This window comes from Christensenella massiliensis (genome assembly GCF_040409835.1).
Lineage (GTDB): Bacteria > Bacillota > Clostridia > Christensenellales > Christensenellaceae > Christensenella > Christensenella massiliensis.
This window is the reverse complement of the sequence record NZ_CP117826.1, coordinates 2,574,421-2,589,935: the sequence shown is the minus strand read 5'-3', so window position 1 is coordinate 2,589,935 and position 15,515 is coordinate 2,574,421. Positions and strand designations below refer to the sequence as shown.

Genomic DNA, 15,515 nt, shown 5'->3' with positions numbered 1-15,515 from the left:
GAAAAAAGCCTTGATTTATGCGGGTTTGAAAGGCTCTAAAGCGTGACATCTCTGCCTTTGTTTCCGCTTTCTCTCGGCGGCTTTGATTTTCTTCATGCGCCCGGCGCAGTCGGGGCAGTATTTTCCCCGGTTGGATTTGGGGACAAAGGCCGCCCCGCAGACGGCACACCGTTTCCGGCTTCCCCGGCACAAGAGGGCTGCGGCCAGCTCCCCGTCAAGGGGCAGGACAGCCACACGGAACCAGTGGCACATGAGGGAAAAGGAAATGCTCTGGACGCACACGCAAGGCTCCCCGTCGTCCAATAGCAGGCAGTTCCCCTCATCGTAGTTACAGCACTCATGTACCAGCCGCCGCGCCCGCCGGTGCTGGCGGTAGTCCATGTGGGGCAGGTTATCGCTCATGGCTCTGCTCCTTTCTGCGGTGCGGCTCGTCCCGGCGCAAAATCTGGTCGATGTTCCGCTTGACGGTCTGCAACTCCTTGAACCGCTGTTTCTGTTCGTGATAGGTGTTATACAGGCCGTCTTTCTCGGAGATAAGCTGCTCGATCTCGGCCTGCAACGCTTTCCGGGCGGGCAGCTTGGTAATGCCATGCGCCTTGAAATACCGGGCTGCTGCGTCGGCTATGATAAAATCGCTCTCATGGGCCTGCCGGTATGCGGCGCGGGCTTTCTCGGATTTCTGTGCCCGCAGCCCGTCGCGGGCGGCCTTGGTCTGGGCGTAGGCCAACACCTGCCGCTGCAACTTCTTTTTCCCTTGCAGCTTCGTTTCCAGTGCTTTCAGTTCGCCGCTGGTCTGGCGCATTTTCTGATAGGCGGTGTCAACGGCGGCTTCTAACTGCTCCGGGGAAGTAAAGCCGTATTGCTGGTAGACGGACAGCGTTTTGGCGGCCTGCTTCAGATTGTGTATCTTCGCCCAGCGTTCATAGCCCCGGCCTTTGCCCTCGGCCATTTTCTGCTCAATGTCCACAAGCCGCTGCACTCCGTCCTGTTTCGGGGCGGCTATCTCGGCTCTGGCAACCTGCAAGCGGTCTTTTATGGTGCGTGGGGGATCGGGGGATCTGGCTGGCGCTTCGGCTGCTCTGGCGGCGTTTTGCTCTAAAACGGCAAAGACAGCGGCGCGGTCAAAATCGTCGCCCAGCTTCCGGGCGGTAATTGGCTTTGTCCTGTCCGGCGTGAGGTAGGAAAGCCGCCCCCGGCTCTCCTTGACGGTCACACCCTCCTGCAGCAACAGAGAGGAAAACTCGTCAAAGCTGGCGGCGGTGGCAAGGGCTTTCCGTAGGGTCTGCCGCAGCTTCTCCTTGTTCGTTTCAAACTTGGTCTGCCGGGGCGTGATACTATCGGCAATCATGGGGGCGTTCTGCTTGTCCAGCGCGGCCTGTCCCTTTTTCTGCGCCCAATACTCCCGGTCGGTGACGCGGTTCTTGCTGCCGTTCAAGAGGTCGATTTGATAAAGCCCCTCCCGGTGGCACATCTCCATGACTTCGGATTTGAAGTAGCGCAGGGCAGCGTCGGTACATCGGTGCTTGCAGCCGACTTTCGTATCGGCCGGCCTGTCCATGTAGGGCAGGAACGGCACTTCCTCAATCCGCAGGCTGTTTATGACGATATGCACATGAATGTTGCCGCTGTGGTTATGCCCGTCCGGGTGGGTGCAGACAAGGGCCTGGTGGCCGGGAAAATGCTCTTTACAGAATTGTTCCCCCAACGCCTGCGCCCGGTCTACGGTCAGGCCGTTGTCCGGCCCGTCCCGCGGGTCAAAGCTGATGATGTAGTGGTGGCTTTTCACATCTTCCCGCCGCTGGTTTTTCTGATAGCGGAGATTGGCCCGCATACACGCAACGGCAAAATCCTCCCCGTCGCAGTTCAGCGTGGACAGCCGGTAGTCCTCGCGGGGGATAAGCCTGCCGGTTTCATCAAGGACGGGCTTCATGGTAAACTCGTCATGCTCAAAGAGAAGATATTGCTCGGCGGCTCCGTAGTCGGCGTTTTTAGAGTTGATATGCTTGAGTGTTGCCAACCGCGTCACCTACTTTCTTGAGGACTTCATACTTGAGGACGGCAAGGTCGGATATGGCGGCGCGTACCTCGCCGGAAAGGGTGTTGTAGGGTACGCCGTATTCGTTCAGATACCGGGCAATCTGATTGAGGTTGCCGCCGATCCTGCCGTACTCGGCTGTCAGCTTCCCGACAGCGGAAAGCAACTCGTCATTGACCGACGACACATGGACAACCGGGCGTATGGTCGCCCGCCGTATCGCCTGCCGGAGAAATTCGGACTGGCTGATACCATAGGGCGCAAGCCGCGCTGTGAAGTCGGCATACTCATCTTCGGACAGCCGGGTTTTCACAACGCGGCTGCGGTGGGGCGTGTTGTATTTCTTTCGCATGGTGTGACCTCCTTTCTCGCCCGTAAGGGCGCATGAGCAGGGTTTGGGGAAGGCACTCCCCAACAAGTTTCCCGCGAGGGGCAAAACTGCAGAATTGCGGATTTTGGCACCGTGGTAGAAACTTGCTCTCCGTGACTGCAAACTTTCTCTCACTTCCGTCCGCCACTTTTTTGGAAAACTGCAACCACAAAAGTTTGTTTCTCTTTTTCTGCTACTACTAATCCTGTAAAGGGCATTCCTGCCCGCTTTCGCTAAAATGACACCGGACGCAGTGGTTTCTACCCGGTGTTGGAGAAATCCTTTCTCTTTGCCCTCTACTACGGGTAAATGCTCCAAATGCCAAACACCAGGGCAGAAAAATTCCCTCCTCGCTTACTACTACAACCGGCAGGGGGCAAAATGGCCGGGAGCGGAGCCGGACAACAAAAAAAGCAGTAAATCTTTTTCAAGACTTACTGCTTTCGCTGGCCGCGTCGGTGGCGGCTGGTATTCAGTTTTTATGACTTGTCCGGTGGTTCGTCAAGCCGGAACTTGAATTGACAGTCAATTAACCGCTGCTTTACATAGTCCTCCACCTCGGCGTTGACCTGCCCGTTCACTTTTGAGAAATAGCGGATATATCCGGCGTAGTGGAGCAGGACAGCGTTCACGGCTTCTGGGTCGCCCTCACGGGCTTTGAGGATTGTTTCATAGGGGAGAAGTCTACTCATACCGGCTCACCCCCATTTCTTCGCGTAGCCGCTGCAAGGCAAGCTGGATATGCCGCCCCGCTGTGCTGCGTGACCGGCCAATACACGCGCCGATCACGCGCTGCGGCTGGCGCAGAAAGTAATAGCGCAGGATTTCTTCCCGCGTCTGCTCCGGCAAAACAGAGATCGCGTCGGCAAGGGCGGCGTTGCAGAGCAGGACGGTCTGACCGCAGACGGTAAATGGGTATTCCTCGTCCGGCTCCGACGCGGCAAACTGGACAAACTTCTCGTTCATCAGATAGTCAAGGGAAACTTGCCGTTCCCATTGCCGTTTAAGCTTCAAAATCTTGTCCAAGGCGGCACAGCGGATAACAGTCTTGCAAAAGGCGTTGTACCTGCGCTGGATATATTCTTGATAGGCTATCTGGTCGGTCATGGAAATTCCCCTTTCTGAATAATAGTGCGGGGCGGTGGCACTTCTTGCTGTCGCCCCTTGATTGCCTACCAGCAAAGGCGGGCGGGGCTGTCAACGGCTGCGCATATGCGCCGTTCATCTTGACCGTTGACTGGCTCGGCTGGGTTTGCTATTTACCCGACAAACTTGAATTTATTTTAAGCTATCACGTTTTACCTTCTTAAGCCTTACTATCATTACCATAGGAATTTCTTTGTTGGTTTTAAAACATTCTTCATAAAATCCATCAATGACAAATCCAGCTCTAAAACAAAGGTTAAAAATATCTTGTATGGAACGATGATAATAAATCTGCTCTTTCGGTTGCCCTTCAATCGCTATATCATAGTAACTGTGCGGTGTCATATATTTTTCAGTCAACGTGACAAAACAAGGGTGTTGCGTTGCAAAGACAAAAATTCCGCTTTCCTGCAACAGTTCATAAACAGCCATAAGAAGTGGTTCAATATCCGTAATATCCATAATTGCCATATTAGAAACTGCTTTCGTAAAGGCTCGATTTCTTTTTAATTCTAATATACTTTTTCTATCGGTCGCATCCGCCACACAAAATTCAATTTGTTTTGCATATTGTGATTGCCGTCTTTTAGCCAATTCTATCATTTTTTTGCTGTAATCAAAAGCGACAACCGAAGCGCCTCTTTGTGCAAGATACGAAGAATAATTTCCATTGCCACACGCAATATCCAAAATGTAATCCGCAGGATTAGGAGATAGAAGTTCCGTTACTTTGGGACGCACTACCTCTCTGTGAAATTCATTAGATTCGTCACCCATTGCATTATCCCAAAATTGTGCGTTCTCCTCCCAGATTTTTTTACTTTCCTCTGTTCCCATGTTCTCTCCCACTCCCCAAATTTGCTTTTTTGCTTCCATTAAATCTTCCTTACTATATTCCATTGTTACCCTCCATAACTTCTGATTGTTGCCGTCTTGACGATTATGTATCTTTACATTACCTTCTGAAACATATGGCGCACCTTGTCCAGGCGGCTGTTTGGACGGCGGGGCTGGATGACCGGCTGACCGACAGCGGCCTGATATCCTTTCAGCTCTGTAAGGCATACGCTCCGCCCGTTGGTGTAAAAGGCCAGATCAGTACGGTATGCCTGTATACAGCGGGCGGGAATCTCGCCAGTAAAGACAACTTCATCCTTTTTTACCTGGGCCGTTTCGATGGTGGCACAGTATTTCGGTGCATCATGATAAGCCCTGGAAAGGTATTCCTGGGGCGCATAGAGGATGAAGGAGAGATAAGGTTCCAGCAGCTGCGTCCCCGATTCCTTCAATGCCTGTTCCAATACAATCGGGGCCAATGAGCGGAAGTCCGCCGGCGTGCTGACCGGACTGTAATAAAGCCCGTATTCAAAGCAAATCTTACAGTCCGTTACGTTCCAGCCGAACAAGCCCTGCTCCAGCCCGTAACGGATACCATCCCTGACAGCGTTTTGAAAACTCTGGTTCAAGTATCCCAGCGAAACCCGGCTCTCGTATTGTACACCGGAGCCAAGCGAGAGTGGTGTAACAGACAGTCCTATGGATGCCCAAAACGGGTTGGGCGGCACCTCGATATGGATGGTGTGGCTGGCTGCTTTGAGCGGCCGCTCCATATAAATGACGGAGGGTTCCTTTACCACTGTTTCAAGCTTGTATTTTTCCGACAGCAAAGCGGAAACAACCTCCAACTGCACCCGGCCCAAAAAAGAAAGAATGATCTCATGGGTGATGGAATCCACTTCGCAACGCAAAAGCGGGTCAGTATCCGCAAGTTGCGTAAGAGCGTCCAGCAGCCGTTCTCTTTGCGCTGCCGTTTTCGGCGCAATCGTCGTCCGCAGCATGGGGAGGGGGTCCTCGCGCCACCTTTTACGAGGGAGCCGGGTTTGGTCCCCTAATACATCGTTTAACCTCACGCTGTCGCTGGGAAGGATAACAATTTCACCCTGATAAGCGGTGTCTGTCCGAACAATTTCCCCTTTGGATGGAATACGCATCTCTGTGATTTTCAGCTTTTCTCTCCCGGCCAGGGCCACCGTATCCCGCAGGCGCAGCGTTCCGCTGTATAACCGTAGATAGACACGCCGCTGGCCGCAATCGGTGTACTCAACCTTGAAAACGCTGCCGCATAGGGCGGCGCCCCCCTGTTCCCCAATCGGTTGGAACAGCCCTGTCACCGCATCCATCAACGGTTGAATGCCAAGGCCATTTTTGGCGCTGCCATGATAGACTGGGAACAGGGAGGCGTCTTGAACCCGCTGCTGTTCCTCCCGCGCAAGTTTTTCCCGGCTGATTGGTTCTCCTGCGATATACTTTTCCAATAATTCATCGTTATTTTCGATGACCGCATCCCATGCTTCTATGTCGGTATTTTCCTCCAGGACTATTTCCGGGGACAGCGACACCGTCTGCTTGATGATAATATCGGCGGAGAGCTTATCCCGAACAGACTGAACCACGCTCTGCAAATCAACGCCAGCCTGGTCGATCTTGTTGATAAAGATAACGGTGGGAATGTTCATTTTCCGCAGGGCATGGAACAGAATACGGGTCTGGGCCTGCACGCCATCTTTAGCGGAGATCACCAAGATGGCCCCATCTAAAACAGCCAAAGAGCGGTACACCTCCGCCAAAAAATCCATGTGGCCGGGCGTATCCACAATGTTAACTTTACATCTGTGCCACTGGAAGGAAGTGACTGCCGCTTGAATGGTAATCCCACGCTGCCGCTCCAAAAACATGGTGTCCGTCCTCGTTGTCCCTTTTTCGACGCTCCCCGGTTCTGAAATGGCTCCGCTGGCATATAGCAGGCTCTCCGTCAAGGTCGTCTTTCCAGCGTCTACATGGGCAAGAATTCCAATATTGATTATTTTCATGTGATTGTCCTCCCTTTACAGCCCCAAAGGGCATAAAAATCCCCAGCAGTAAAATACTTTTACCACTGGGGATTATAAGTTGCGGACATACACATATACAGCATACACCTGTTTGTGATTGCTGTTTTTGGGGATATGTCAAAATTGATAAGGCAAAAGTATTCTTAAATTGGGTACAAAAAACTAAGCCCCTACAAAAGGAGCTATCATAATCCTTTGTTCCCACTATTTGATTATAGTTTTATTTAAGAATACCTTGCCGCATATTTTTTACTCCTTTTCTGGATTAAATCATTGTATCACATCAGTTTTAGGAAAGCAAGTACCTAAAAGAAATTTTTCTTCCCCTTATATGTAACAATCATACCGGCTTCCTAGCGTTCAGAATGTTTTCTGCTGTCTGCTGTGGTGTTTGGTTGGAATTGTCCAACCAAAAGCCGATCCGTGGTGTTGTCTGCATTTTACTAAATACAAATTCAATGTATACAGAAAGATATAAGGAGTGGGAGGGATTCCGCCGTAGTTGGCATTGTAGGAAAATCCAAAAGTTTAGATTTTCCCACAATGCTTATCTTTTGGTCTTTGGTTCGGAATAGTGTAGTGCTGGCGGTCTATCTCTTGTTTTCGGTTGCTTGCTTCCTTACCGTACATGAGCATTAGCCGCCGGGTTGTCCGCGCCGTAGCCTTCAAGCAGATTGATTACGCCCCACACCGCAAGTCCGGCCCCCAGCGCGATCACAAGGGTTTGCAGCGTTTCTACTGCACTTGAAAAAAATCCCATAGATGTGCCTCCTTTATCCGTAAATATAAAAACCGCCTGTCGGCGGTTCTCGCTTCATTACTTCGGGCCATCGGGGCCCCCGGCGAAACATAGTTTTGACGGGGTAAAAACCTGGCCCGAACCGTCACCCGAACGCTTCGGGATCGTCTATGTCGTCGTAATCCAGAATATCCCCGTCCGCTTCCTCCCCGGTAACGTCCACCTCGTAAACGTCATACTGTTCGTCCGGCTTTGGCCGCATCCTGCGGCCCACAAGCCCGGACAGGTCAAAGGCGTTGCGCTTTGCGTCCGCTTCGGCGGTCTGCCCGTAATTCGGATGCCGTTCCAAACGGTACTTTGGGGAATAAAAAGGGCGCAGCCCCCGAAGTTGCAAAATGCACTTATCTCCCGGCATGGTGGTGAGCTCGTCTATCGTCATAAGCTCTTTGCCACAATGTCAAGTGATGAATTCAAGAATTAGAAAAATTTTATCGTAACAGGGGTTGACATTTCTCATTTTGGTGCATATACTTGATACATCAAAATAATTTGATGTGAGGTGAGATCGTGGAAACAAAGTATCAAAAGCAGGCAAAAGTGTTTAAGGCTTTGTGCGATCCCAAACGGCTTGCAATTCTGGAGCAGCTAAGAGGCGGAGAAAAGTGCGCCTGTGTTTTACAAGAACCTCTGGATTTAACGCAATCTGGTCTTTCCTATCACATGAAAATTCTCTGTGATTCCGGCATTGTTACCAGCCGGCAAGAGGGAAAGTGGACGCATTACCAATTGAGCGATTCCGGCAGAGAATATGCGATAGAACTGCTAAAGGAACTGACAACGCCGGATACGGAACAAGCGATAGCTTGCCATCGGTGTGTATAGAATACGCCATCTAAATAGCGGATGGCTTTTCTTTTGGCAATACACATCAAAATATTTTGATATGTAATGTATAAAATGGAAAGTGAGGTTTTTGTATGGGTGTATGGGACTTTATTCAGGATCAGGTGCTTGGGATGCAATGGCTCAATGCACTGATCGGCATGGGGTTGTCGGCCCTTGGCCTGGATGTTACCGGACAGATCGGCGGCAGCATACAGTTTTTCATCTATGATGTCTTAAAGATCACTGTATTGCTTTGTGTGCTGATTTTTGCGATCTCTTATATCCAAAGCTACTTCCCGCCGGAGCGGAGTAAACGTATCTTGGGTAGATTTCACGGAGTTTGGGCGAACATTATCTCTGCTCTGCTGGGAACAGTGACACCATTCTGCTCCTGCTCATCTATCCCGTTGTTCATCGGCTTTACGAGTGCGGGCCTGCCGCTGGGTGTGACATTCTCCTTTTTGATCTCGTCTCCGATGGTTGATCTGGGAAGTCTTGTCCTGCTCATCAGCATTTTTGGCGCAAAAGTAGCCATCATCTATGTGTTGTTGGGGCTTGTCATTGCTGTCATCGGCGGTACAATCATTGAGAAACTGCACATGGAAAAGCACATTGAGAGCTTTGTTCTTTCTGCTGGCAGTGTGGACATTGAGTCTCCTGATCTGACGATACGGGAACGACTGATTTATGCGAAGGAACAGATGCTGGATACCTTCAAGAAGGTATTCCCTTACATTCTGGTGGGTGTCGGCATTGGTGCGTTGATCCACAACTGGATACCAGAGAGCTGGGTGGAAACCGTTCTTGGCAGCAATAATCCCTTTGGCGTTATTCTCGCCACGATTGTAGGCATCCCCATGTATGCAGACATTTTTGGCACAATTCCGGTTGCGGAGGCGCTGCTCTCCAAAGGAGCGCAGCTTGGCACAGTTCTGTCCTTCATGATGGCCGTCACAACCCTGTCCCTGCCGTCACTTATCATGCTCCGCAAGGCGGTAAAACCGAAACTGTTGGCATTGTTTATTGGTGTTTGTGCGATAGGAATTATTATTGTTGGTTATCTGTTCAATGTATTTCAATTTATTTTAATGTGATTTAGGAGGTAATTTACAATGGGACTGTTTGGTAAAAAGAAAGAAGAAAAAAGCTGCTGCTGCGGGAGCAGTTGTACACCGGAAGCTATGGCCCAGGCCGAAACCGCAAAAAAGTCAGCTGGTGTTAAAGTGTTGGGTTCTGGATGTGCAAAATGCCATGCGTTAGAGGATGCTACCAGAAAGGCACTTGAGGAACTGGGCATGGATTCAACCATCGACCACGTGACCGATTTTGCTCAACTCGCCGCCTATGGCGTGATGACCACCCCTGCCCTGGTGGTAGATGGTAAAGTGGTATCTTATGGTAGGGTTTTGAAAAAGGACGAGGCCAAAGCCCTCATTCAGAAGATCAGAGGGTAAGCGTATGAGCCAAAAGCCAAAAGTGGCCTTTATCTGTGTTCACAACTCCTGTCGGAGCCAGATTGCAGAGGCACTCGGAAAGTATTTGGCCTCTGATGTCTTTGAGAGTTACTCCGCAGGAACACAAACGGTACCACAAATCAACCAAGATGCCGTGCGGCTGATGAAACAGTTATACGGCATCGACATGGAGCAGACGCAATACAGCAAGCTCTTGACTGAACTTCCACCGATTGACATCGTTGTGACTATGGGTTGTAATGTAAATTGCCCCTATCTTCCCTGCAAATATAGGGAAAACTGGGGGCTTGACGATCCGTCTGGAAAGGATGAGGCGGAGTATCGGAAAACGATTGCGGCCATTGAGCAAAAAATGATGGCGCTAAAAGAATTCGTCAAAGAAAATTTCGAGCATTAAAAATAGCCCTCCCCAACATTGGGGAGGGCTTGCTGCAATCTCCGGGATTTCCCCGACAAAGTTATAAACGATTCTGACTTCCTGCACCTTTTGGCCGTCCACCTTTTTGACCTCGCCAATCAGAATCCGGCTGATGAGCCGGTTCAGCACCGCCTCGTCCAGTTCCTCAATGGTGGCATAGCGCCGGATTTCCTTGATAAAGGTACGGACTTCGCTTTCCTGGGCATCAGCCCGGCTCTGCATCATCGTCAGGTCATGCAGACGCTTCTGGTTGGATTCCTGCTCCTGTTCCAGCGCCGCCGTCAGCTTCACAAACCGCTGCTCGGTCAGGATGCCTTTGGCCTTATCGGTGTACAGGCTCAGGAACATCCCGTCAATCTCCTGATTTCGGGCCTCCAGCCGCTGGCGTTCTTTCTCTGTCTGGGATGCGTCCACCAGATACCGGCGCTCCATCCGGCTGCTGAGCCGCTGATAGAACGCATCGGCGTCCTTCATGGCCTGCGCCGCCAGTTCCTGTATATCCTTCAGCACCAGATTGTATAAATCTCTGGCCTCGATCTTGTGGCTGGAGCAGACCTTGCAACCCATCCGATTGTAGGTCTGGCAGATATAGTACGCCTTGTCAATCGGCTCCCGCATCTCACCAGTGAAGCGGTTCTTGCCGGTTCTGCCGACTTTTTCATATCGCACCTGCATGGACTTCCCGCAGGTGGCGCAGTAGACCAGCCCGTGGAACAGGTTGTAGAAGGGACAGACATTGCCTTTCATAATGGGTGGCTTGCGGTCAATGAGTTCCTGTACCTGTTCCCATTCCTCCGGCGTCACAATGGCCTCATGGCAGCCCTCGATGATTTCCCAATCCTCACGGGGGATAATGTCATAGGTGTTGGAGCGGATGCCTTTCTGATGCGTCCGAAAGACCAGATGTGCGCCCTTATAAAAGGGATTCCGCAGGATATGGCTGATTCTGGCCCCGCCCCAGGAATAGTAGTTGGCGTCAAACTCCGTGTTGGCCTTGACATGGGTAATGGGGATTTTTTCTTCCATCAGCCGTTTGGAAATCCTCATGCAGCCCATCCCGTCAAGGGCATAGTCATAGATTTTGCGGATGATGGGCGCTGTCTCCGGGTCAATGATGAGATGCCCTTTGTCCTCCGGGTCACGCATCAGACCGAAGGGCGGCGTCCCCCCGCAGAACTTCCCCTGCCGGGAACGGGTCGTGATGCCCGCCAGCACCTTTTTGGAAATATCCCGGCTGTACATATCGTTCAGGATATTCTTAAAAGGCGTGATGTCCATCTCCTGACGGGTCAGGCTGTCCACGCCGTCGGTGATGGCGATATAGCGTACATTGTGTTTGGGGAAAAAGATTTCGATATAGCTGCCAGCTTCGATATAATTTCTACCAAGTCTGGACAGGTCTTTGGTGATGACGCAGCCGATCTTCCCCGCCTCAATGTCAGCGATCATGCGCTGGAAGGCAGGGCGGTTGAATAATGAGGTGTGATAGCGATAGCGGCAAAAAGCTAATAAAATCAATGGTTTTGCGGACAGCGGATAGACAGGGAATGTGTTAAAAACTGAATACGCACACAAACGGCGTTACCTTAACCCCTTTGGGGGAGAAAGTAACGCCGTTTTTTTATGCCCGCAGGAAAGGAGGTGCAGCCGGAATGTATTTCACAAAGGGCAAGCAGCGGGCGTTTGAATTGCTCATGCAGCAGAAGCCGGGATTTGACCGCTATCAATCCGGTTGTGCCGGAGATGATGAAGATTGCGGCACTTGCCGTTTCTACCGCCCCGGGTGGAAATATGAGTTTTGCGTTTTCAAAGAGTGTCCCTATTGCCCCGGCAAAAGGACGCGGAAAACGCACGCCAGCATGGACAAATAGACGGGCAAAAGCCCTTGTGCCATGCGGCTTTGCAGACGCGAAAACGGCAAAGGGCATATTGCAATACCAAAACAGCCGAAAACGGCTTTCTAATTGTCCACGCATACCAAGAGAGGAAGTGAGGAAATATGGCAGTTTTCAGAGTGGAGCGAAATACGGGATATACCGTTATGAGCAACCACCACTTGCGAAACAAGGAATTGTCCTTAAAGGCAAAGGGCTTGTTGTCGCAAATGCTTTCGCTGCCCGAAGATTGGGATTATACCCTTGCGGGCTTATCCCATATCAACCGGGAGAAGATCGACGCAATCCGCGAAGCGGTAAAGGAACTCGAAAAAGCCGGATATATCGTGCGCAGCCGGGAGCGCGACGAAAAGGGACGCTTGCGGGGCGCAGATTACGTCATATACGAGCAGCCGCAGCCGCGAGAGCCGGAAGCAGCTACCAGCGGCGGACAGCCGCCTATATTGGATTTACCTACATTGGAAAATCCAACATTGGATAATCCAACGTTGGAAAAACCTACGCAGGAAAAACCTACGTTGGAAAATCCAACGCAATTAAATAAAGATATATTAAGTAAAGAACAATCAATTACTGATTTATCAAGTACCGATTCCATTCCTTTCCATTCCCTAAACCCCTTGCCCTTTGCGCATGGCGAAGCGGCTACGCCGCCGGAAAGGAAAAGAACGGAAGCGAAAAGCAATAGCGCAGTAGAGATTTACAGGGAGATTATCAAGGACAATATCGAATACGACCATCTCATTCAAAACTGCAAAATTGACAAAGACCGTTTGGACGAGATTGTTGACCTTATGCTGGAAACCGTCTGCACAGCCCGAAAGACAATCCGTATTGCCGGGGACGACTACCCCGCCGAATTGGTGAAATCCAAGTTTTTGAAGCTGAACAGCAGCCATATTGAGTTTGTTTTGGATTGCATGAGGGAGAACACAACCAAAGTGCGCAACATCAAGCAGTATCTAAAAGCGGTGCTGTTCAACGCGCCGAGTACCATTGACAGCTACTATACCGCCCTTGTCAATCACGACTTATACGGCGGCGAATGAGCATAGCCGCACTTTACCGGGAAAGGAGTTGATACCTTGCAGGAGGAAGTAACCCAAAAAACGATTGCCCTATACGTCAAAGTGGGAAAAGGCGCGGCGCGGCTTACCGAACAGGCGTTACAGAAAGCAATCCAAAAGTTTTTGGAGCAGAAAAGCAAACCCGCGCATGGGAAACAGACCATGCGGCAGCTTATGAAGCAGAACGCGGGTGTTTCCAACATCGAGATCACCGACAGCAATATTAAAGCCTTTGAGAGTACGGCGGAGAAATACAACATAGATTTTTCGCTAAAAAAGGTTAAGGGCGAGCAGACCCGTTACCTTGTGTTTTTCAAAGGCCGGGACGCGGACGTTATGACCGCAGCGTTTCAAGAGTTTTCCGCAAAGAAGCTGAACCGGGAGAAAAAGCCCTCTATCCGCAAAGCCCTTGCCGCTGCAAAGGACAAGGCGAAGCAGCTTAACGCCGCCCGCGACAAGGTAAAGAAAATGGACAGGGGGCGCGAGATATGAAGCAGATCAACTACAAAAAGCTGATACTTCCGAATATCCCCTATGTGTTCTTTGTCTATCTCTTTGATAAAGTCGGACAGGCGGTGCGGCTTGCCCCCGGCGCGGATATTTCTGCAAAGATACTGAATATCACACAAGGATTTTCCGCAGCCTTTGAAAACGCCTTGCCGAGCGTTTACCCGTTGGATTTGCTTGTCGGCATTGTCGGTGCGGTGATTATCCGCTTGATAGTCTATGTCAAAGGGAAAAACGCGAAGAAATACCGCAAGGGCGCGGAGTACGGCTCTGCCCGATGGGGAAACGCCGAAGATATAAAGCCCTACATAGACCCGGATTTCCAAAACAACATCATTTTGACGCAGACGGAACGGCTTACCATGAACAGCCGCCCGAAGCAGCCGAAGTACGCGAGAAATAAGAACGTCGTCGTGATCGGCGGCAGCGGCAGCGGAAAAACAAGATTTTTTGTCAAACCTAATCTAATGCAGCTTCATTCCTCTTACGTCTTAACCGACCCGAAAGGTACGGTTTTGATTGAGTGCGGGAAGCTGCTGCAACGGGCGGGCTACCGCATTAAGGTACTGAATACGATTAACTTCAAAAAATCTATGCACTACAACCCCTTTGTGTATATCCGCAGCGAGAAAGATATTTTGAAGCTGGTAAATACGTTGATAGCGAATACCAAAGGTGAGGGAGAAAAAAGCGCGGAGGATTTTTGGGTAAAGGCAGAACGGCTTTTGTATTGCGCGTTGGTGGGCTACATCTGGTACGAAGCCCCCGCCGAGGAAATGAACTTTATTACCCTGTTGGAACTTATCAACGCCAGCGAAGCCCGCGAGGACGACGAGGAATATCAAAGCCCCGTCGATTTGCTGTTTGCCGACTTGGAAGAACGCGACCCCGACCATTTCGCGGTGAAGCAGTACCGAAAATATAAATTGGCGGCGGGCAAAACCGCAAAATCAATCCTCATTTCTTGCGGTGCGAGGCTCGCTCCTTTTGATATAAAGGAATTGCGCGATCTTATGTCCTACGACGAATTAGAACTTGACACGTTAGGCGACAGAAAAACAGCTTTGTTTTTGATTATGAGCGATACGGACAGCACGTTTAATTTTGTTATCGCTATGCTGCAATCGCAGTTATTTAATCTCTTGTGCGACAAGGCCGACGACGAATACGGCGGCAAGCTGCCGGTTCATGTTCGCTGCCTGTTAGACGAGTTTGCAAACATTGGACAAATCCCGCAGTTTGAAAAATTGATTGCCACAATCCGCAGCCGGGAAATCTCGGCTTCTATCATTCTGCAATCGCAGAGCCAGCTAAAAGCCATTTACAAGGACGCGGCAGAAATCATACTTGACAATGCCGACAGCACCTTGTTTTTGGGAGGGCGCGGGAAAAATGCAAAGGATATTTCGGAGAACTTGGGACGTGAAACAATCGACAGTTTCAACACTTCCGAAAATCGCGGCACGCAGGTTTCTCATGGCCTCAATTATCAGAAATTGGGAAAGGAGTTGATGACACAGGACGAAATCGCAGTTATGGACGGAGGAAAATGTATTTTGCAGTTGCGCGGCGTGCGCCCCTTTTTCAGCGATAAGTACGATATAACGCAGCACCCGAACTACAAATACCTTTCCGACTTCGACAAGAAAAACGCTTTTGACGTTGAACGGTATATGTCCACCCGTCCGGCAATCGTAAAGCCCGACGAACCCTTTGACATATACGAAATAGATTTGTCCGACGAGGACGCAGCCGCCGAATAAAAACGGCGGCATTTTTATTTCCAACAACATTTTTTGAGCCGTTTTAGCGGCAGAAAGCGAGGTTTATATGGATTTTTTCAACAGCGCAGTTGACGTATTGCAGACTTTGGTAATCGCGCTTGGCGCAGGACTTGGCATTTGGGGCGGCATTAACCTCATGGAGGGGTACGGCAACGATAACCCCGGCGCGAAGTCGCAGGGCATGAAACAGTTGATGGCGGGCGGCGGCGTTGCCCTTATCGGCCTTACCCTTGTCCCGCTGCTCTCCGGCCTGTTTGGATAATGCCACAAACTAACACTACCCGCCGCGCTCTCCCGCTTCAC

General features: G+C 50.7%; 16 protein-coding genes and 3 pseudogenes. 9 read left to right on the top strand and 10 right to left on the bottom strand.

Annotated elements, in window-relative coordinates; genetic code table 11:
* Positions 1–15: 15 nt before the first annotated feature.
* From PUP29_RS12730 to PUP29_RS12690, 9 genes and pseudogenes are all read right to left on the bottom strand, one after another.
* Complete coding sequence (locus PUP29_RS12730) at positions 16–402, bottom strand: cysteine-rich VLP domain-containing protein (RefSeq protein WP_002596231.1); 387 nt, start codon at positions 400–402, stop codon at positions 16–18.
* On the bottom strand, positions 392–2,017 hold the full coding sequence (locus PUP29_RS12725) for a relaxase/mobilization nuclease domain-containing protein (RefSeq protein ID WP_002596230.1): 1,626 nt from the start codon (positions 2,015–2,017) through the stop codon (positions 392–394). The genes PUP29_RS12730 and PUP29_RS12725 overlap by 11 nt, the downstream gene beginning before the upstream one ends.
* On the bottom strand, positions 1,989–2,387 hold the full coding sequence (locus tag PUP29_RS12720; protein ID WP_002596229.1) for a plasmid mobilization protein: 399 nt from the start codon (positions 2,385–2,387) through the stop codon (positions 1,989–1,991). Before PUP29_RS12720 ends, PUP29_RS12725 begins: the two co-directional genes overlap by 29 nt.
* A 497-nt stretch (positions 2,388–2,884) precedes the next feature.
* Positions 2,885–3,097 carry a helix-turn-helix domain-containing protein gene (locus PUP29_RS12715; RefSeq protein ID WP_002586615.1) on the bottom strand — a complete coding sequence of 71 codons (213 nt, stop codon included), beginning with the start codon at positions 3,095–3,097 and terminating at the stop codon, positions 2,885–2,887.
* The gene (locus tag PUP29_RS12710; protein ID WP_002586616.1) at positions 3,090–3,512 is read right to left on the bottom strand and encodes a sigma-70 family RNA polymerase sigma factor; all 423 of its coding nucleotides are present in this window, start codon (positions 3,510–3,512) and stop codon (positions 3,090–3,092) included. Before PUP29_RS12710 ends, PUP29_RS12715 begins: the two co-directional genes overlap by 8 nt.
* Positions 3,513–3,683: 171 nt before the next feature.
* Positions 3,684–4,451, bottom strand: coding sequence for a class I SAM-dependent methyltransferase (locus PUP29_RS12705; RefSeq protein ID WP_002586626.1), 768 nt, complete (start codon positions 4,449–4,451; stop codon positions 3,684–3,686).
* A gap of 50 nt (positions 4,452–4,501) precedes the next feature.
* Positions 4,502–6,421 carry a tetracycline resistance ribosomal protection protein Tet(W) gene (gene tet(W) / locus PUP29_RS12700; protein ID WP_002586627.1) on the bottom strand — a complete coding sequence of 640 codons (1,920 nt, stop codon included), beginning with the start codon at positions 6,419–6,421 and terminating at the stop codon, positions 4,502–4,504.
* Positions 6,422–7,073: 652 nt separating this feature from the next.
* A pseudogene (locus PUP29_RS12695) lies at positions 7,074–7,202 on the bottom strand (Maff2 family mobile element protein); the annotation flags it as partial.
* Positions 7,203–7,326: 124 nt separating this feature from the next.
* Positions 7,327–7,632 (bottom strand): annotated as a pseudogene (locus PUP29_RS12690) (VirD4-like conjugal transfer protein, CD1115 family); the annotation flags it as partial.
* 116 nt (positions 7,633–7,748) lie between these two features.
* On the opposite strand from PUP29_RS12690, the gene PUP29_RS12685 reads away from it, so the two are divergent.
* The 4 genes from PUP29_RS12685 (at position 7,749) to PUP29_RS12670 (ending at position 9,938) form a co-directional block, all read left to right on the top strand.
* Positions 7,749–8,063, top strand: a complete 315-nt coding sequence (locus PUP29_RS12685) for an ArsR/SmtB family transcription factor (protein ID WP_353423511.1) — start codon at positions 7,749–7,751, stop codon at positions 8,061–8,063.
* Positions 8,064–8,158: 95 nt separating this feature from the next.
* Complete coding sequence (locus PUP29_RS12680) at positions 8,159–9,160, top strand: permease (RefSeq protein WP_021659597.1); 1,002 nt, start codon at positions 8,159–8,161, stop codon at positions 9,158–9,160.
* An 18-nt stretch (positions 9,161–9,178) separates the two neighbouring features.
* Positions 9,179–9,520, top strand: coding sequence for a thioredoxin family protein (locus PUP29_RS12675; protein WP_353423510.1), 342 nt, complete (start codon positions 9,179–9,181; stop codon positions 9,518–9,520).
* Between the two features lie 4 nt (positions 9,521–9,524).
* The gene (locus PUP29_RS12670) at positions 9,525–9,938 is read left to right on the top strand and encodes an arsenate reductase ArsC (RefSeq protein ID WP_021659595.1); all 414 of its coding nucleotides are present in this window, start codon (positions 9,525–9,527) and stop codon (positions 9,936–9,938) included.
* Positions 9,939–9,968: 30 nt separating this feature from the next.
* Here PUP29_RS12670 and PUP29_RS12665 read toward each other — a convergent pair.
* Positions 9,969–11,492: pseudogene (locus PUP29_RS12665) on the bottom strand (recombinase family protein); the annotation flags it as partial.
* A 119-nt stretch (positions 11,493–11,611) separates the two neighbouring features.
* Here PUP29_RS12665 and PUP29_RS12660 point away from each other — a divergent pair.
* The 5 genes from PUP29_RS12660 to PUP29_RS12640 all read left to right on the top strand — a co-directional run bounded on the left by PUP29_RS12660 (position 11,612) and on the right by PUP29_RS12640 (position 15,474).
* Positions 11,612–11,830 carry a hypothetical protein gene (locus tag PUP29_RS12660; protein ID WP_002604486.1) on the top strand — a complete coding sequence of 73 codons (219 nt, stop codon included), beginning with the start codon at positions 11,612–11,614 and terminating at the stop codon, positions 11,828–11,830.
* Positions 11,831–11,958: 128 nt separating this feature from the next.
* Complete coding sequence (locus PUP29_RS12655) at positions 11,959–12,903, top strand: DUF6017 domain-containing protein (RefSeq protein ID WP_002604485.1); 945 nt, start codon at positions 11,959–11,961, stop codon at positions 12,901–12,903.
* A 36-nt stretch (positions 12,904–12,939) separates the two neighbouring features.
* Positions 12,940–13,413, top strand: coding sequence for a PcfB family protein (locus PUP29_RS12650; protein WP_148511275.1), 474 nt, complete (start codon positions 12,940–12,942; stop codon positions 13,411–13,413).
* A complete protein-coding gene (locus PUP29_RS12645) occupies positions 13,410–15,191 on the top strand; it encodes a VirD4-like conjugal transfer protein, CD1115 family (RefSeq protein ID WP_002604483.1) in 1,782 nt (593 codons plus the stop codon). Before PUP29_RS12650 ends, PUP29_RS12645 begins: the two co-directional genes overlap by 4 nt.
* Before the next feature lie 67 nt (positions 15,192–15,258).
* Entirely contained in the window at positions 15,259–15,474 is a 216-nt protein-coding gene (locus tag PUP29_RS12640) for a Maff2 family mobile element protein (RefSeq protein WP_002604482.1), read from the top strand.
* Positions 15,475–15,515: the final 41 nt, after the last annotated feature.